This window comes from Mesorhizobium sp. SARCC-RB16n (assembly GCF_008520305.1).
In the GTDB taxonomy this organism is placed as follows: domain Bacteria; phylum Pseudomonadota; class Alphaproteobacteria; order Rhizobiales; family Rhizobiaceae; genus Mesorhizobium.
This window is the reverse complement of the sequence record NZ_ML703256.1, coordinates 22,245-38,493: the sequence shown is the minus strand read 5'-3', so window position 1 is coordinate 38,493 and position 16,249 is coordinate 22,245. Positions and strand designations below refer to the sequence as shown.

Genomic DNA, 16,249 nt, shown 5'->3' with positions numbered 1-16,249 from the left:
GGAGAACTCGATGCCCCGCAAACTCGACCTCAGGACCGGCCAGCCAGTCTGGTCCGCCTATCGCGCGCCTGCGGTGCCGACGGGCAGTCTGACCCGGGACGTCAGGACCGATGTGCTGATCGTCGGCATGGGCATCAGTGGCGCCATGATGGCGGAGGCGCTGACAGCGGACGGCCACTCCGTGATCTGCATCGACCGGCGCGGACCGCTGAGAGGATCGACAGCGGCAACCACCGCGCTGGTGCAGTTTGAAATCGACCAGCCGCTTTCGCTTCTGTCGGGGATGATCGGCACGGCCCAGGCACGGCAAGCCTGGCGACGCTCGCGGCTGGCCATTTCCAACCTTGCCGCCCGCATCGATGAACTCGGCATCAGCTGCGGCATGAGCCGCACCGCGTCGCTTTATCTGGCCGGCACCGTGCTCGGCCCGTCGGAATTGCGTGAGGAAGCCGAGGCGCGGCGCCAAGCTGGTATCGCCGCGACCTATCTAACCCCTCAGCCGCTCGCCGAGGCGTTCGGCATCGATCGCGGTGGCGCCATCCTAAGTCATGGCAACATCGCGCTCGACCCGCGCAAGCTGACGGCCGGATTGCTTCTCAAGGCCCTGGAGCGCAAGGCACGTCTCTACGCACCCGTCGAAGCGACTGCGATCAAGGACGGCGCCGACGACGTGATTGTGGCAACCAGGGAAGACCCCACCATCACGGCACGGCATGTTGTCCTGGCCACCGGTTACGAGCTGGTCGATATCGTGCCGGCGGCCGCTCACCAGATCATCTCGACCTGGGCAATCGCGACGCGCTCACAACCACGAAAGCTATGGCCGGGTGCGGCGTTCATCTGGGAGGCGTCGGATCCCTACCTCTATGTCAGGGCGACCGCCGACGGCCGGGTCATCTGCGGCGGCGAGGACGAGGACTTCGTCGACGAGACGCAGCGCGATGACCTTATCCCCGACAAGGCCAGGCGCATCGCGGAAAAACTGGGCCTGATATTTCCGCATCTCGACACCAGCCCCGAATTTGCTTGGACCGGCTCCTTCGGCACCACGACAACTGGCCTCCCCTACATCGGCGCCATTCCCAGGCATCCGCGCATCCATGCCGTGATGGGTTATGGCGGCAATGGCATCACCTTCTCGCGCACCGCTGCCGAGATCGTTCCGGCCTCGATCGCCGGGCTTGAAGACACGGATGCAAGCCTGTTTGCCTTTAACCGCTGAGTGTATACCCGCAAACAATCCCTCATCACCTGATTGTAACGTTGCTGAAACACACTTAAGTCTTTGGTGAAGTCGGCTGCGCGGGAATGGCTCGCGCGGCCTGCCTCTGAGGGAGAGCCAAATGGATTTCAGTGGTTTCGATATTGCGGTCGTTGTTCTGGTCGCGCTTGTCGTGCTGGTGCTGTTCAAGGGCATCAAGACAATTCCGCAGGGATACAACTATACCGTCGAACGCTTTGGTCGTTACACCAAGACACTGAGTCCCGGCCTCAACCTCATTACGCCGTTCGTAGACCGTATCGGCGCCAAGATGAACATGATGGAACAGGTGCTCGACGTTCCGAGCCAGGAGATCATCACCCGCGACAACGCCATCGTCGGTGTCGATGGCATCGCTTTCTACCAGATCCTCAATGCGGCACAGGCCGCCTACCAGGTTGCCGGCCTGCAGAATGCCATCCTCAACCTGACGATGACCAACATCCGTACCGTCATGGGTTCGATGGACCTCGATGAATTGCTGTCCAACCGCGACGCCATCAACGAGCGCCTGCTGCGTGTCGTCGACGAGGCGGCACACCCATGGGGCATCAAGATCACCCGCGTCGAGATCAAGGACATCAACCCGCCGGCCAACCTCATCGAATCGATGGGCCGCCAGATGACCGCCGAGCGCAACAAGCGCGCGCAGATCCTGGCCGCCGAGGGCCTCAAGCAGTCGCAGATCCTCGAAGCCGAGGGCCGCAAGGAAGCCGCCTTCCGCGACGCCGAGGCGCGCGAACGCTCCGCCGAAGCCGAAGCCCGCGCCACCCAGGTGGTGTCGGAAGCGATTTCCAAGGGCGACGTGCAGGCACTGAACTACTTCGTCGCCCAGAAATACACCGAGGCCCTGACCAGGATCGGTTCGGCCACCAACAGCAAGGTCGTGCTGATGCCGCTGGAAGCCTCGTCGCTGATCGGCACGCTTGGCGGCATCGGCGAAATCGCCAAGGAAGTCTTCCGCAGCGAAGGCACGACCGGCGCGCAGCGGCAGGCGGCCCGCCCGCCGGTGGTCCGCCCGAGCGAGAATTGAGATCGTAGGAGGGTTACTCCCATGCTCGATCGCATCGTTTCTGAACTAGGCCCGTGGAACTGGATGGTTCTGGGCTTCGTGCTGCTGGTGGTTGAGGTCATTGCGCCGGGTTTCTTCATGCTTTGGATCGGCATCGCCGCCCTGATCGTCGGCGCGGTATCGCTGCTGGTCTGGGATGCCTCCATCTGGACATGGCAGGTCCAGGTGCTCCTGTTCCTCGTGCTGTCGCTGGTTTCAGCCTTTGCCGGCAAGAAACTCATGGGCGGGCGCGACCAGCCGACCGACCAGCCGCTGCTCAATCGCCGTGGTGCGCAGATGATCGGCAGGATGGCGACGCTCGCCGAACCGATCCGTGACGGCCGTGGCCGCATCAAGCTCGGCGACACGCTATGGCGCGTCTCCGGTCCGGATCTGCCGGCAGGCACCCAGGTGCGCGTCACCGCCGCGGCGGACACCGATCTGGAATTGACGGTGGAGCAGGTTTGAATGGCGCCGACGCGCAGGTGTGCTGAGATTCAGGTCAGGCCGTGCCGAAAATGGTTGATACCGAGAACCGGAGCGGAGCGTACTTTTCGTACGTGAGCACCGGAAGCACAGGTATCAGCCATTTGCAGGGCGGCCTCACCTGAATCTCAGCACACCTCAGGCTGCGCCGATGCGCAGCAGGTCGTGGAAGTGCACCACGCCCAGAGGCCTGTTGTTCTTGGTTACCACCAGCGCACCAATATTGTGCTCGTTGAGCAGCGCGATTGCCGTGCCGGCAAGCGTCTGCGGGTCGACCGTCTTGGGCGTGCGGGTCATCACCTCGTCGACGATGACGTCGGCCAGGTGGCGGTCCAGGTTGCGCGCCACGTCACCATCGGTGATGATCCCGGCCAATTCGCCATTCCCGTCGACGATCAGGACGCAGCCGACCTTCTTCTGCGAAAGCGTCATCACCGCTTCCGGCATCTTGGTGCCGAGGAGCGCCAGCGGCATCTGGTCACCGACCCGCATGATCTCGGAGACCATGGTCAGGTTGGCGCCGAGCTGGCCGCCGGGATGGAAGGTGCGGAAATGGTCCGGCGTGAAGCCGCGCGCCTCGAGCAGCGCGATCGCCAGCGCGTCGCCGACGACCAGCTGCAGCAGCGTCGACGTCGTCGGCGCCAGGCCATGCGGGCAGGCCTCGGGCGTGCGCGGCAAAAGCAGCACGACGTCGGCCGCGCGCGCCAGCGCCGATGTCTCCCCAGCGGTTATGGCGATAAGCGGAATGGAGAAGCGCCTGGAATAGGCGATGATACCCTTAAGCTCGAGGCTTTCGCCCGACCACGACATGGCGATGATGGCATCGTCCTTGGCAATCATGCCGAGATCGCCGTGATTGGCCTCGACGGGATGGACGAAAAAGGCCGGAGTACCGGTCGAGGCCAGCGTCGCCGCGATCTTCGAACCGATATGGCCGCTTTTGCCGACACCGGTGACGATCAGCCGGCCTTCGATCTTCGAGATCATCTCGACGGCCTGGGCAAAGGGTACCGCCAGTCCGTTCTCAAGCGCCTCGGCAAGGGCCGCAATACCGGCCTGTTCGGTTACCACCGTTCTTAGCGCCGATTCGATCGACGCTTGCCTGTCCAAGGGCTTCTTTTCCAGGGATTTCGCACGCATGGATGATGCGATTAGCGCTTTGCCGCTCGCCTGTCCAACGGAAATGGCCCCGCACCCATTGCCCAAACCCCGTGCGATCGATTGGACAACGACAAGCGCACGAACAGGAAGCTCAACGACGGCCGTAAGATCCCCTTTGGAAATCGGCGTTCGGGGCCCATGGCGCGCGCCGCCTCAACCCTCCGTTAACCATCCCCATTTACGGTTCGGTAAGTATGGCGCTCGTGCGCCGCGCGAGCAGTGGTGGCGATGTCCGGGGTCCAGCCAGAAAAATTGAGAGGACGACGGGGCAAGGCGGTCTGCGCGTTGCTGCTGGCGACCAGCATCCTTGCCTTGCTGCGCGCTGCACAACTTCATGCCCAGGAAACGGAACTGCGCGGTGAAGTGTCCGAATCGGCGATCCTGTCCGACCAACAGCGCAAGGCGAGAAGCCTGGTTCTTGCCCAGCAAGCGGCTGCCAACGCTGCCGCGCAGGACAACGCGCCGGCACGCACCTATCTGCCGGCCAGCGCCGGCGCCGTGCCTGACGATACGGACGCCGCGAACTCGAGCACCAGCGTCTTCGACCCGCCCCAGGCCAGCGACGATGCCTCCGCCGACACGCCCGCGCCGCCCAAGCCGCGCCGAACTTCGACCGCCAGGCAGAACGCGGCCGACAAGGCAAAGGACAAGGCCGCCGACAAGTCGAAGAAAAAAAAGAGCACCACGGCGGCTACGGATCCAACCACCACCTCCACGACAGCAGCCACGGCGACGACGGACGACACCGACAGCACCGCGGCGGACCAGGAAGCCGCCAACCGCCGTGCACTTACCATCGACAGTGTGGACAGGCAGAAACTCGACGCCGGCGCCGAGCGCACCGCCGCGATCGAGGGCCAGAACAAGAAACCAGAGGACGATCCGTTCGCCGCTACCGGCGTCAAATGGGGCACCTTCGTCATCCGGCCGACGATCGAACAGGGGCTGACGGCCACCACGAATGGCGATTCGAGCAGTGCCGGCACATCGGCGTTGCTGTCCGAGACGGCGCTGCGCTTTACCGCCGCATCCGACTGGCGCGAAAACTCCGCGACCATCGACGGCTACGGCATTTTTCGCGAAACCGTATCGGGCTACCCGGTTCACGATGCGCAGGGCCGCATCGAAGGCCAGCTCAACGTCGATCTCGACAAGGAACTGCGCGCCATCGCCAAGCTCGGCTACGAAGCCGTGCCGGAATCCGCGTCTTCGCCGGATGCCATTGCCGGCGTAAGCACCCAGCCGCTGCGGCAGACGATCGACGGCAGCATCGGCGTCGAGAAGGCCATCGGCAAGATGCGATACACATTGACCGGCGCCGTCTCGCATGACTTCTACGGTGACGCCAAGCTCTCGGACGGCACCTCGCTGTCGCAGAAAGATCAAGACAACACGCTCTACACCGCAACCTTGCGCACCGGTTACGAGATCTCCCCGGCGCTCACGCCCTTCACCGAAATCGAGGTCGGCCGCCGGGCTTACGACCAGCGCATCGACAATGAAGGCTTCGAGCGCTCCTCGACGCGCCTCGGCGCCCGCGCCGGCCTTCAACTCGACATGGGTGAGAAGCTGTCGGGTGAATTCTCGGCCGGCTGGCTCAGGGAGGCGATCGACGACAAAAGCCTGGAAGCGATTTCGGGTGCCACCGTCAACGCCGACCTCAAATGGTCGCCGCAGCGCGGCACCACGATCGGCCTGACCGGCAAGACCACGGTCGAGACAACGACCACATCAGGTGAAAGCGGCGATATCCTCTACTCCGGACGCCTGACGGCCGAACGCCTGATCCGTGCCAATCTCACCGCGAATGCGGCTCTCGGCCTGGATTGGCGCGACTATGTCGGCATCGACGGCCATGACAGGATATTGAGCGCCGAGGCCGGCCTGACCTGGTGGCTGAACCGCTATGCGGGCCTCACCACCCGGGTCAGAACCGAAAAACTGACCAGCAACCTGCCCGGCCGCGACTACACCGCCAACAGCATCTATCTCGGCGTGAAAGTGCAGCGCTGAAGGCGTGCGCACCAAATACCCTAAAATGCTGCCCCGCGGCGCTCGGAGGGCTTCATCTCGTCGAGCAGCGTGCGGATGACGCCGGCCATGTTCTGGTTCATGTCGTTGCGCCACAGCGCGAAGGCGACATTGGCCTCGACAAAACCTTCCGGCGAACCGCAATCGAAGGTGCGGCCCTTATAGTGGTAGCCGTAGAAGGCCTGCTGCTTCTCCAGCTTCAGCATCGCGTCGGTGAGCTGAATCTCGTTGCCGGCACCCTTCTCCTGACCTTCCAGAATCCCAAAGATCTCGGGCTGCAGAATATAGCGGCCATTGATGTAGAGATTGGACGGCGCCGTGCCGGTCTTCGGCTTTTCCACCATTTCGGTGATGCGGAAGCCGTGATGCGTGTCTTCGCCGCGACCGACGATGCCGTATTTGTGGGCCTCCGCCGGGTCGCATTCCTGCACGGCAATGATGTTGTTGCCGGTTTCCTCATAGAGTTCGACCATCGCCTTCGTGCAGCTCTTTTCCGACTGCATGATCATGTCGGGCAACAGCAGGGCGAAAGGCTCGTCGCCGACCAGTTCGCGCGCGCACCAGACGGCATGGCCGAGCCCCATAGGCACCTGCTGGCGGGTGAAACTGGTCTGCCCCGGCAACGGCTGCAGCCGTTGCAGCCGGGCAAGCTGCTCGTCCTTGCCGCGCTGTGCCAGCGTGTCATAGAGCTCGAACTGGATATCGAAATGATCCTCGATGACCGCCTTGTTGCGGCCGGTGACGAAGATGAAATGCTCGATGCCCGCCTCGCGCGCCTCATCGACGACATACTGGATGACCGGCCTGTCGACGACGGTCAGCATCTCCTTGGGAACCGCCTTGGTGGCCGGGAGAAACCGCGTGCCGAGACCGGCGACCGGAAAAACTGCCTTGCGAACTCTCTTCATACTTTCAATTATCCGTTTGCTGGCCAGCTCCGCAATCCCCGTCTCGCGACATTTTCACGCCGGAATCGAAGATTACTGGAGCGGCTGAGGGAAACTTCCACCGGTTAAAGCGTCGAGGTGTCTTTTCGTTCCAAGCGCCACCTATGGTAAACCAATTCCTAACCCGGTTCGGCGATGAATGGTCTTTCCTGAGACAGAGAAGGAGGAAAAGATGTCCGTTCGCAATGCCGCAAAACGTTTTACCAGCGCCATGACGGCAGCCAGCCTCTCGCTCGCTTTGCTCATCCCCACCGGGCCGGCTTTCGCCGACGCCGGGTTCCGGCAATGGGTCGCCGGCTTCCGCGCCACCGCCGTGGCGGGCGGCGTTTCCGGCGCCGTGTACGACCAGGCCTTCCGGGGCATCAACGAGCCCGATCCGGTGGTGCTGGAAAAGGCGCGCACTCAGCCCGAGTTCACCGCCCCCGCCTGGGATTATTTCGACAACCGCGTCCACGACCAGTCCGTCGCCGCCGGGCAGCAGATGGCGAAGAAGTGGAAGCCTTGGCTGGATAGGATCGAGGCAAGGTTCGGCGTCGACCGCTACGTGCTGTTGGCCATCTGGTCGATGGAATCGAACTATGGCGAGATCCTCAAGCGTGACGACATCATGCGCAATGTCATCCGTTCGCTGGCGACACTTGCCTATGGCGATTCGAAGCGCTCGAAATATGCCCGCACGCAACTCGTCGCTGCGCTGAAGATCCTGCAGACCGGCGACATCGACGAAAGCCACCTGATGGGCTCCTGGGCGGGTGCCATGGGCCAGACCCAGTTCATCCCGACCAGCTACCAGCATTATGCCGTCGACATGGACGGCAATGGCAAGCGCGACATCTGGAACTCCATTCCCGATGCGCTGGCAACATCAGCCAACCTGCTCAAGAAGAATGGCTGGCAGGCCGGCAAGACCTGGGGCTACGAAGTCACGTTGCCGGCCGGCAAATTGCCGGGCGGATCGAAGACGCTGGCGCAATGGCAGGCGCTCGGCGTCGTCAGGGCCAGCGGCAAGCCGTTCAAGAATCTCACCGACAAGGCGACGCTGAAAGTGCCGGATGGCCGTGGTGGACCGGCCTTCCTGATGATCAGGAATTTCTCGGTCATCAAGGCCTACAACAATGCCGACAAATACGCGCTCGCCGTCGGTCTGCTTGCCGATGAGATCGCCGGCGGCAACGGCCTGGTCCAGGACTGGAAGCGGCCTTTCACCAAGCTCAGCTTCGAGGAACGGCAGGAGCTGCAGAAGCGGCTTTCCCAGCATGGCCTTTATGATGGCAAATTCGACGGCAAGATCGGCGACGGCTCGAAAACGGCCATCATGGCCTATCAGGCAAAGGTCGGCTTGACCCAGGATGGCTATCCGAGCTTGGAAGTGCTGAAATGGCTCAGGCAGAAATAGAGCCTGACGGAGTTGAGTAGGGAGGGAGCGATTGGTTTGGCCTGCGCGCATCGGGACGTTCGTTCGTCGCATGCCGGTGCTGATCCTGGCCTTCGCGGTGCTCGCCATTGCCGTGGCCGGCGCCGTCCATGCCCCAGCCATGGCGCAGGAGCAGCCGCAGCAGAGCCGGGGCTGGTCGTTGCGCGACCTTCTGTTTCCACACCGCAGCGAGCGCATCGAGCCGCCGCAGGACATTCAGCAGGCGAGGCCTAAGCCGAAGAAAAAACCTCGTGCGCCTCGCCCGCCGGCGGAGCCGGCAACGCCCGTGGTCGAAAAGGCGCCGGACGCCCGCACCGTCCTAGTAGTCGGCGATTTCATGGCGGCGGGCCTCGCCGAGGGTCTGGACGAGGCTTTCGCCGAGAATGGCGGTGTCAGGATCGTTGTCCGCAGCAATGGCTCGTCAGGCTTCGTGCGCGATGATTTCTACAACTGGCCCGAACAGATCAAACCGCTGATCGAAACCGAAAAACCCGCCGTCGTGGTCATCATGCTTGGGTCGAACGACCGCCAGCAGATGAAGGTCGGCGACGTGCGCGAGCAGCCACGCTCGGAAAACTGGACCAAGGAATACGAGCGCCGTACCGATGAGTTCGGGAAGGCAATCGCCACCGCCAAGGTGCCTTTCCTGTGGGTCGGCATGCCCGCCTTCCGGGTGCCGAAGATGACCTCCGACATGCTGGCCTTCAACGATATCTACCACAAGGCGGCCGAAAGCCACGGCGGCGAATTCGTCGATGTCTGGGACGGCTTCGTCGACGAGAACGGTGCCTTCATCACCAACGGCCCCGACATGAACGGCCAGCCCGTGCGGCTGCGCGCCGATGACGGCATCAACGTGTCCAAGGCCGGCAAGCGCAAGCTCGCCTTCTATACCGAAAAGCCGCTGCTGAAGATCCTTGGACTGGCCGCGCCGGGAAGCGTGGCGCCGGCAGTCGCGCCGGCGGGCGCACCCGTCGAAGCACCGGCTCCGGCGGCCGCGCCCATCGTCATCGATCGCACCCAACCCATGCTGCTCAGCGATCCCGCGCTCGACGGCGGCACAGAATTGCTCGGCGCCGCACCGCCGCCGAAGGCCAATCCAGCTCTTCCCGGGGAAAGGCTGGTGATCGAGGGCAAAGCGCCGGAGGCTTCGCCTGGGCGCGCCGATGATTTCTCCTGGCCGCCGAAGGCAAGTCCGGCAGCCACGGCGGCCGCCGATACCACGACGGCGATCAGCCCTTAACGCGGCAGGACGGTCGTCCCCATCAGCGCCTCGTCGATCGAGCGTGCCGCCTGGCGGCCTTCGCGGATCGCCCAGACGACCAGCGACTGGCCGCGGCGCACATCGCCCGCAGCGTAGAGCCGGTCGACGCTGGTCCTGTAGTCGCGGTCGTTGGCCTCGACATTCCGGGAACGACGGCTGTCGGTGGTGATCTTCATCTCACCCTCCAGCTCCGCCGCAACGCCCGCCATCGCCGGGCCGGCAAAGCCGATGGCGATGAAGGCGAGATCGGCGCGGATGACGAATTCCGTGCCGGGGATCGGCTTGCGCTTCTCGTCGACCTCGCAGCACTTCACGCCCGTAAGCTGGCCTTCCTCGCCGATGAATTCGAGCGTCGCCACCTGGAATTCACGTTCGGCGCCCTCGGCCTGCGAGGACGAGGTGCGCATCTTGGTCGCCCAGTAGGGCCAGACGGAGAGCTTGTCTTCCTTCTCGGGCGGCTGCGGGCGGATATCGAGCTGGGTGACGCGCACCGCGCCCTGGCGGAAGGCGGTGCCGACGCAGTCGGAGGCGGTATCGCCGCCGCCGACGACGACGACATGCTGGCCCCCTGCGATGATCGGGTGCGACGGCCACGCCACGGACTGGATCGGTTCGCCGCCGACGCGGCGGTTCTGCTGCACCAGATAGGGCATTGCGTCATGCACGCCGCCGAGATCATCGCCGGGAATGCCGGCAGCGCGCGGCGTTTCCGAACCGCCGCAATAGAGCACGGCATCATGTTCGGCGAGGAGTTCCGCGACGGGCTTGTCGACGCCGACATTGACGCCGCAATGGAAGGTGACGCCCTCGCCCTGCATCTGTTCGATGCGCCGGTCGATATAGTGCTTCTCGATCTTGAAGTCGGGAATGCCGTAGCGCATCAGCCCGCCGGGGCGGCTCTCGCGCTCATAGACATGCACGTCGTGGCCGGCGCGGCCAAGCTGCTGGGCGGCCGCCATGCCGGCCGGGCCGGAGCCGATGATGGCGACCCGCTTGCCGGTCTTCTTCTCCGGCGGATAGGGCCTGATATGGCCGGTCTCGTACGCCTTGTCGGCGATCGCCTGCTCCACCGTCTTGATGGCGACCGGGATGTCCTCGAGGTTCAGCGTGCAGGCTTCCTCGCAGGGCGCCGGACAGATGCGGCCGGTGAACTCCGGGAAGTTGTTGGTCGAGTGCAGATTGCGGATCGCGTTGTCCCAGTCCCTGTTGTAGACGAGGTCGTTCCAATCCGGGATCTGGTTGTGGATCGGGCAGCCGGTCGGCCCGTGGCAGAACGGAATGCCGCAATCCATGCAGCGCGCGGCCTGTTTCTCGACCTCCTTGTCCGACATCGGCAGCGTGAACTCGCGAAAGTGCCGGATGCGGTCGGAGGCAGGCTGGTACTTATGCACCTGCCGGTCGATTTCGAGAAAGCCTGTTACCTTGCCCATAGTCCAGTTCCTGCTGTCCAGATGGTACGGTTTTCGCCGCACCCGTTAACCTCTTGAGGCAGCCATGGCAACCTTGCGCCCGAGGTCAAACTGTCGATGAAGGGGGCCGGGAAGCCTGGACTCCCCGGCAATTCTCAAAATCTATTCGGCCGCGACGCCCATGCGCATTCTTTCCATCTCGATCAGCGCGCGGCGGTACTCGACCGGCATGATCTTGCGGAATTTCGGCCGGAAAATAGCCCAGTCGTCGAGGATCTCGCGGCCGCGCACCGAACCCGTATAGTGGACGTGGTTCGAGATCAGCTGGTAGAGCCGTTCCTCGTCATGGCTGGTCATGTCGCCCGACACGTCGACGCGGCCCTTGTGGTCGAGATCGCCGCCATGGTGCAGCAGCTTTTCCATCAGGTCGTCTTCTTCCGGAACCGGCTCCAGCTCGACCATGGCCATGTTGCAGCGCTCGGCGAAATCGCCGGCCTCGTCCAGCACGTAGGCGACACCGCCCGACATGCCGGCGGCGAAGTTGCGGCCGGTCTTGCCGATGACGACGACGACGCCGCCGGTCATGTATTCGCAGCCATGGTCGCCGACGCCTTCAACGACGGCCGCGACGCCCGAATTGCGCACCGCGAAGCGCTCGCCGGCGACACCGGCGAAATAGGCCTCGCCCTCGGTGGCGCCATAGAGCACCGTATTGCCGACGATGATGGAGTCGGCTGCGACGATCCTGGCCTCTTGTGGCGGCCGGATGACGATGCGTCCGCCCGACAGGCCCTTGCCGACATAGTCGTTGCCGGCGCCGACGAGCTCGAACGAGATGCCGCGCGCCAGGAAGGCGCCGAAGGACTGGCCGGCGGTTCCGGTGAGCTTGACCTGGATCGTGTCCTCACGCAGGCCCTTGTGCTTGAAGCGCTTGGCCACCTCACCCGACAGCATGGCGCCCGTCGAACGGTCGACATTGCGGATGTCGACCTCGATCTTGACCGGCTGCTTCGCCTCCAGCGCGGGCTTGGCCAGCTCGATCAGCTTGCGGTCGAGCACATCGTCGATCGGGTGCTTCTGCCGTTCGGTCCAGTGCACCGCTTCATGCGGCGCATCGGGCTTGTAGAACATCTTCGAGAAGTCGAGCCCGCGCGCCTTCCAGTGCTGGATCACGTCGCGCTTTTCCAGAAGGTCGGCGTCGCCGATGATCTGGTCGATATGGGTAAAGCCCATCTCGGCCAGCAGCGCCCTCACCTCTTCCGCCACATAGAAGAAGAAGTTGATGACGTGCTCGGGCGTGCCCTTGAAACGCTTGCGCAGTACCGGGTCCTGGGTCGCGACGCCGACCGGGCAGGTGTTCAAGTGGCACTTGCGCATCATGATGCAGCCGGCCGCGATCAGCGGCGCGGTCGAGAAGCCGAACTCGTCGGCGCCGAGCAGCGCGCCGATGATGACGTCGCGCCCGGTACGCAGGCCGCCGTCGACCTGCAGCGCGACGCGCGAACGCAAGCCGTTCAGCACAAGCGTCTGGTGCGTCTCGGCAAGGCCCATTTCCCACGGGCTGCCGGCATGCTTGAGCGAGGTCAGCGGCGAGGCGCCGGTGCCGCCATCATAGCCCGAGATGGTGATGTGGTCGGCGCGCGCCTTGGCAACGCCCGCCGCAACCGTGCCGACACCAACCTCCGACACCAGCTTGACCGACACGTCGGCCGCCGGATTGACGTTCTTCAGGTCGTAGATCAGCTGTGCCAGATCCTCGATCGAATAGATGTCGTGGTGCGGCGGCGGCGAGATCAGGCCGACGCCCGGCGTCGAATGCCGAACCTTGGCGATAGTGGCGTCGACCTTGTGGCCGGGCAGCTGGCCGCCCTCGCCGGGCTTGGCGCCCTGCGCCACCTTGATCTGCATGACATCGGAATTGACGAGATACTCGGCCGTCACGCCGAACCGTCCCGAGGCGACCTGCTTGATCGCGGAACGTTCCGGGTTCTTGCCGCCGCCGGGCAGCGGCAGGTAACGGTCTGCCTCTTCGCCGCCCTCACCGGTGTTCGACTTGCCGCCGATCTGGTTCATGGCACGCGCCAGCGTGGTGTGTGCTTCCCTGGAGATCGAACCGAACGACATCGCCCCGGTCGAGAAGCGCTTGACGATGTCGGCCGCCGGCATGACGTCGTCGAGCGCGACCTTCTTGCGCCCGCTCTCGTCCGCCAGCTTGATCTTGAACAGGCCGCGTATGGTCTGGGCGCGGGCCGTCTCGCTGTCGATCTGCGCCGAATAGTCCTTGAACGTCTCCCACGATCCCTGGCGCACGGCGTGCTGCAATGTGGCGACCGCGTCGGGCGACCACATATGCGCCTCGCCGCGCATGCGGAATAGATATTCGCCGCCGACCTCCAGGCTGTTGCGCAGCACCGGATCGCTGCCGAAACCGTCCGTATGACGGCTGACGGTCTCGCCTGCGACCTCATCCAGTCCGACGCCTTCGATCAGCGTCGCTGTGCCGGTGAAGTACTGCTGCACGAAATCCGACTTCAGCCCGATGGCATCGAAGATCTGCGCGCCGCAATAAGACTGATAGGTCGAGATGCCCATCTTGGACATCACCTTGAGGATACCCTTGCCGATCGACTTGATATAGCGCGACACCACTTCATAGGCGTCGACCTCTTCCGGCAGTTCGCCGCGCTTGTGCATGTCGAGCAGCGTGTCGAAGGCGAGATAGGGATTGATCGCCTCCGCGCCGTAGCCGGCAAGGCAGCAGAAATGATGCACCTCGCGCGGCTCGCCGGACTCGACGACCAGACCGACCGCGGTGCGCAGCCCCTTGCGGATCAGGTGGTGGTGCACGGCGGCCGTCGCCAACAGTGCCGGGATGGCGATGCGGTCCGGTCCGAGCTGGCGATCGGAAAGGATGATGATGTTGTAGCCGCCGGCGACCGCCGCTTCCGCGCGCTCGCACAGACGGTCGATGGCCCCCTGCATGCCGGCAGCACCCTCGATCGACCCATAGGTGATGTCGATGGTCTTGGTGTCGAAACGGTCCTCGGTGTGGCCGATGGAGCGGATCTTCTCGAGGTCGCCATTGGTCAGGATCGGCTGGCGCACCTCAAGCCGCTTGCGGCGCGAATTGCCGACCAGGTCGAAGATGTTCGGCCGCGGTCCGATGAAGGACACCAGGCTCATCACCAGTTCCTCGCGGATCGGGTCGATCGGCGGGTTGGTGACCTGGGCGAAATTCTGCTTGAAATAGGTGTAGAGCAGCTTCGACTTGTCCGACATCGCCGAGATCGGCGTGTCGGTGCCCATCGAGCCCACCGCTTCCTGGCCAGTGGTCGCCATCGGCGACATCAACAGCTTGGTGTCTTCCTGGGTGTAGCCGAACGCCTGCTGGCGATCGAGCAGGCTGACATCCTTGCGCAGCGCGCGCGGCTCGACCGGCTTCAAATCCTCCAGGATGAGCTGCGTATTGCCAAGCCAGGTCTTGTAGGGGTGCTTGGTCGCGATCTCCGACTTGATCTCCTCGTCGGGAACGATGCGGCCCTTCGCCAGGTCGATCAGCAGCATGCGGCCGGGCTGTAGCCGCCACTTCTGGACGATCTTCTCCTCCGGCACCGGCAGCACGCCGGCCTCCGAAGCCATGATGACGCGGTCATCATCGGTGACGATGTAGCGTGCTGGGCGCAATCCGTTGCGGTCGAGCGTGGCGCCGATCTGGCGTCCGTCGGTGAAGGCGACCGCCGCCGGCCCGTCCCACGGCTCCATCAACGCCGCATGGTACTCGTAGAAAGCCTTGCGATCGGCATCCATGAGCTTGTTGCCGGCCCAGGCTTCCGGGATCAGCATCATCATGGCGTGGCTGAGGCTGTAGCCGCCCTGGAACAGGAATTCGAGCGCGTTGTCGAAGCACGCAGTGTCGGACTGGCCGTCATAGGAAATCGGCCAGAGCTTCGAGATGTTGTTGCCGAACAGTTCGGAATCGACCGAAGCCTGCCTGGCGGCCATCCAGTTGTTGTTGCCGCGCACGGTGTTGATCTCGCCATTGTGGGCGACCATGCGATAGGGATGCGCCAGCTTCCACGACGGGAAGGTGTTGGTCGAGAAGCGCTGGTGAACGAGGATCAGCGCGGTCTCGAAGCGCGGATCGGTCAGGTCCTTGTAGTAGGCACCGACCTGATAGGCCAGGAACATGCCCTTGTAGACGATGGTGCGTGCCGACAGCGACACGCAATAGGCGCCGATGTCCTTGTTGTCGTTCTCGGCGTAGATGCGGCCCGATATGACCTTGCGCAGCAGATAGAGCCTGGCCTCGTATTCCTCGTCGTCGGTGATATCGGCCGTGCGGCCGATGAAGACCTGGCGGTGGAACGGCTCGGACGCAACGATGTCAGGCGCCTTCGACAGCGACGAATTGTCGACCGGCACGTCACGGAATCCCAGCAGCGGCAGCCCCTCGGACTGCGCCGATTCGGCGATGACCTCTTCGATATGGGCACGAAGGATGGCATCCTGCGGCATGAACCAGTGTCCGACGCCATACTGACCTACCGGTGGCAGTTCGATACCCTGGGCCGCCATCTCCTCACGGAAAAAAAGATCCGGAAGCTGCACCAGCACGCCGGCGCCATCGCCGACCAGCGGATCGGCGCCGACGGCGCCGCGATGCGTCAGGTTTTCGAGCACGGCAAGCCCGTCCTTGACGATCTGATGCGACTTCACGCCCTTCATGTTGACGATGAAGCCGACGCCGCAGGCGTCATGCTCGTTGCGCGGATCGTAGAGGCCCTGGGCGGTCAGGCCGCCGGCGGTCGCGCGATTTTTGGTGGAGGTATTTTTGACGGCGGCCGCTTTCGTCTGCGCGGCCTGGCCGTTCGTCGCAGAGAGCGTCAATTCCGTCATCGTCCTATCCTCCGTTCCGCGCCACTTGGCATTGGTCAGCCTGGGGGCGCTGGTTTGCCTTGGCGAGCACTTGAGCTCGCCCTTCATTCTTGCGGCACGTCTTGCGAAATCGCCGAACCAAGCGGGGCGCCGCTGGTTCACATTTGGTATCGTACAGGCCAGAGCTGGTCCGTCTACCTGTCGCTCGCGGCAAAAGCCGGAGTGGCCCAAACGATACGCCAATCCAGCCTGTTTTGTGCGACAAAATAAGACAGCACTACTGTCCTAAATTTTTATGACAGAAATCCAGGACCCACACAAGACCGATTCACAAAAAACTTGGCCGCGCC

At 63.7% G+C, this 16,249-nt stretch carries 10 protein-coding genes; 6 read left to right on the top strand and 4 right to left on the bottom strand.

All coding sequences use genetic code 11. The annotated features are described in order from the left end of the window. The first annotated feature begins 10 nt into the window (after positions 1-10). The 3 genes from C7I87_RS03620 to C7I87_RS03610 all read left to right on the top strand — a co-directional run bounded on the left by C7I87_RS03620 (position 11) and on the right by C7I87_RS03610 (position 2,780). Positions 11-1,222, top strand: coding sequence for an NAD(P)/FAD-dependent oxidoreductase (locus C7I87_RS03620; RefSeq protein WP_149902914.1), 1,212 nt, complete (start codon positions 11-13; stop codon positions 1,220-1,222). Between the two features lie 121 nt (positions 1,223-1,343). Continuing rightward, a complete protein-coding gene (locus C7I87_RS03615) occupies positions 1,344-2,294 on the top strand; it encodes an SPFH domain-containing protein (RefSeq protein ID WP_127278883.1) in 951 nt (316 codons plus the stop codon). A gap of 21 nt (positions 2,295-2,315) precedes the next feature. Continuing rightward, positions 2,316-2,780 carry an NfeD family protein gene (locus C7I87_RS03610; RefSeq protein ID WP_149902913.1) on the top strand — a complete coding sequence of 155 codons (465 nt, stop codon included), beginning with the start codon at positions 2,316-2,318 and terminating at the stop codon, positions 2,778-2,780. 156 nt (positions 2,781-2,936) lie between these two features. Here C7I87_RS03610 and C7I87_RS03605 read toward each other — a convergent pair whose 3' ends face one another. Continuing rightward, positions 2,937-3,938: a KpsF/GutQ family sugar-phosphate isomerase gene (locus C7I87_RS03605; RefSeq protein WP_149902912.1), complete on the bottom strand. Its 1,002-nt coding sequence runs from the start codon at positions 3,936-3,938 to the stop codon at positions 2,937-2,939. 249 nt (positions 3,939-4,187) lie between these two features. On the opposite strand from C7I87_RS03605, the gene C7I87_RS03600 reads away from it, so the two are divergent. Continuing rightward, the gene (locus C7I87_RS03600) at positions 4,188-5,972 is read left to right on the top strand and encodes an outer membrane beta-barrel protein (protein WP_188393717.1); all 1,785 of its coding nucleotides are present in this window, start codon (positions 4,188-4,190) and stop codon (positions 5,970-5,972) included. A gap of 20 nt (positions 5,973-5,992) precedes the next feature. On the opposite strand, the gene galU is transcribed toward C7I87_RS03600, so the two are convergent. Beyond that, positions 5,993-6,898: a UTP--glucose-1-phosphate uridylyltransferase GalU gene (gene galU / locus C7I87_RS03595; RefSeq protein ID WP_149902911.1), complete on the bottom strand. Its 906-nt coding sequence runs from the start codon at positions 6,896-6,898 to the stop codon at positions 5,993-5,995. A gap of 211 nt (positions 6,899-7,109) precedes the next feature. Here galU and C7I87_RS03590 point away from each other — a divergent pair, with 211 nt between their 5' ends. Together C7I87_RS03590 and C7I87_RS03585 are read left to right on the top strand one after the other, a co-directional pair. Continuing rightward, positions 7,110-8,333 (top strand): lytic murein transglycosylase, encoded by a 1,224-nt coding sequence (locus C7I87_RS03590; protein WP_149902910.1) that lies wholly within the window; start codon positions 7,110-7,112, stop codon positions 8,331-8,333. Positions 8,334-8,364: 31 nt separating this feature from the next. Beyond that, positions 8,365-9,594 carry an SGNH/GDSL hydrolase family protein gene (locus C7I87_RS03585; RefSeq protein WP_149902909.1) on the top strand — a complete coding sequence of 410 codons (1,230 nt, stop codon included), beginning with the start codon at positions 8,365-8,367 and terminating at the stop codon, positions 9,592-9,594. Here C7I87_RS03585 and C7I87_RS03580 read toward each other — a convergent pair. Next, complete coding sequence (locus C7I87_RS03580; RefSeq protein ID WP_149902908.1) at positions 9,591-11,045, bottom strand: glutamate synthase subunit beta; 1,455 nt, start codon at positions 11,043-11,045, stop codon at positions 9,591-9,593. The two genes, C7I87_RS03585 and C7I87_RS03580, sit on opposite strands and share 4 nt — an antisense overlap. A gap of 141 nt (positions 11,046-11,186) precedes the next feature. Then, positions 11,187-15,920, bottom strand: coding sequence for a glutamate synthase large subunit (gene gltB, locus C7I87_RS03575; protein WP_149902907.1), 4,734 nt, complete (start codon positions 15,918-15,920; stop codon positions 11,187-11,189). Positions 15,921-16,249: the final 329 nt, after the last annotated feature.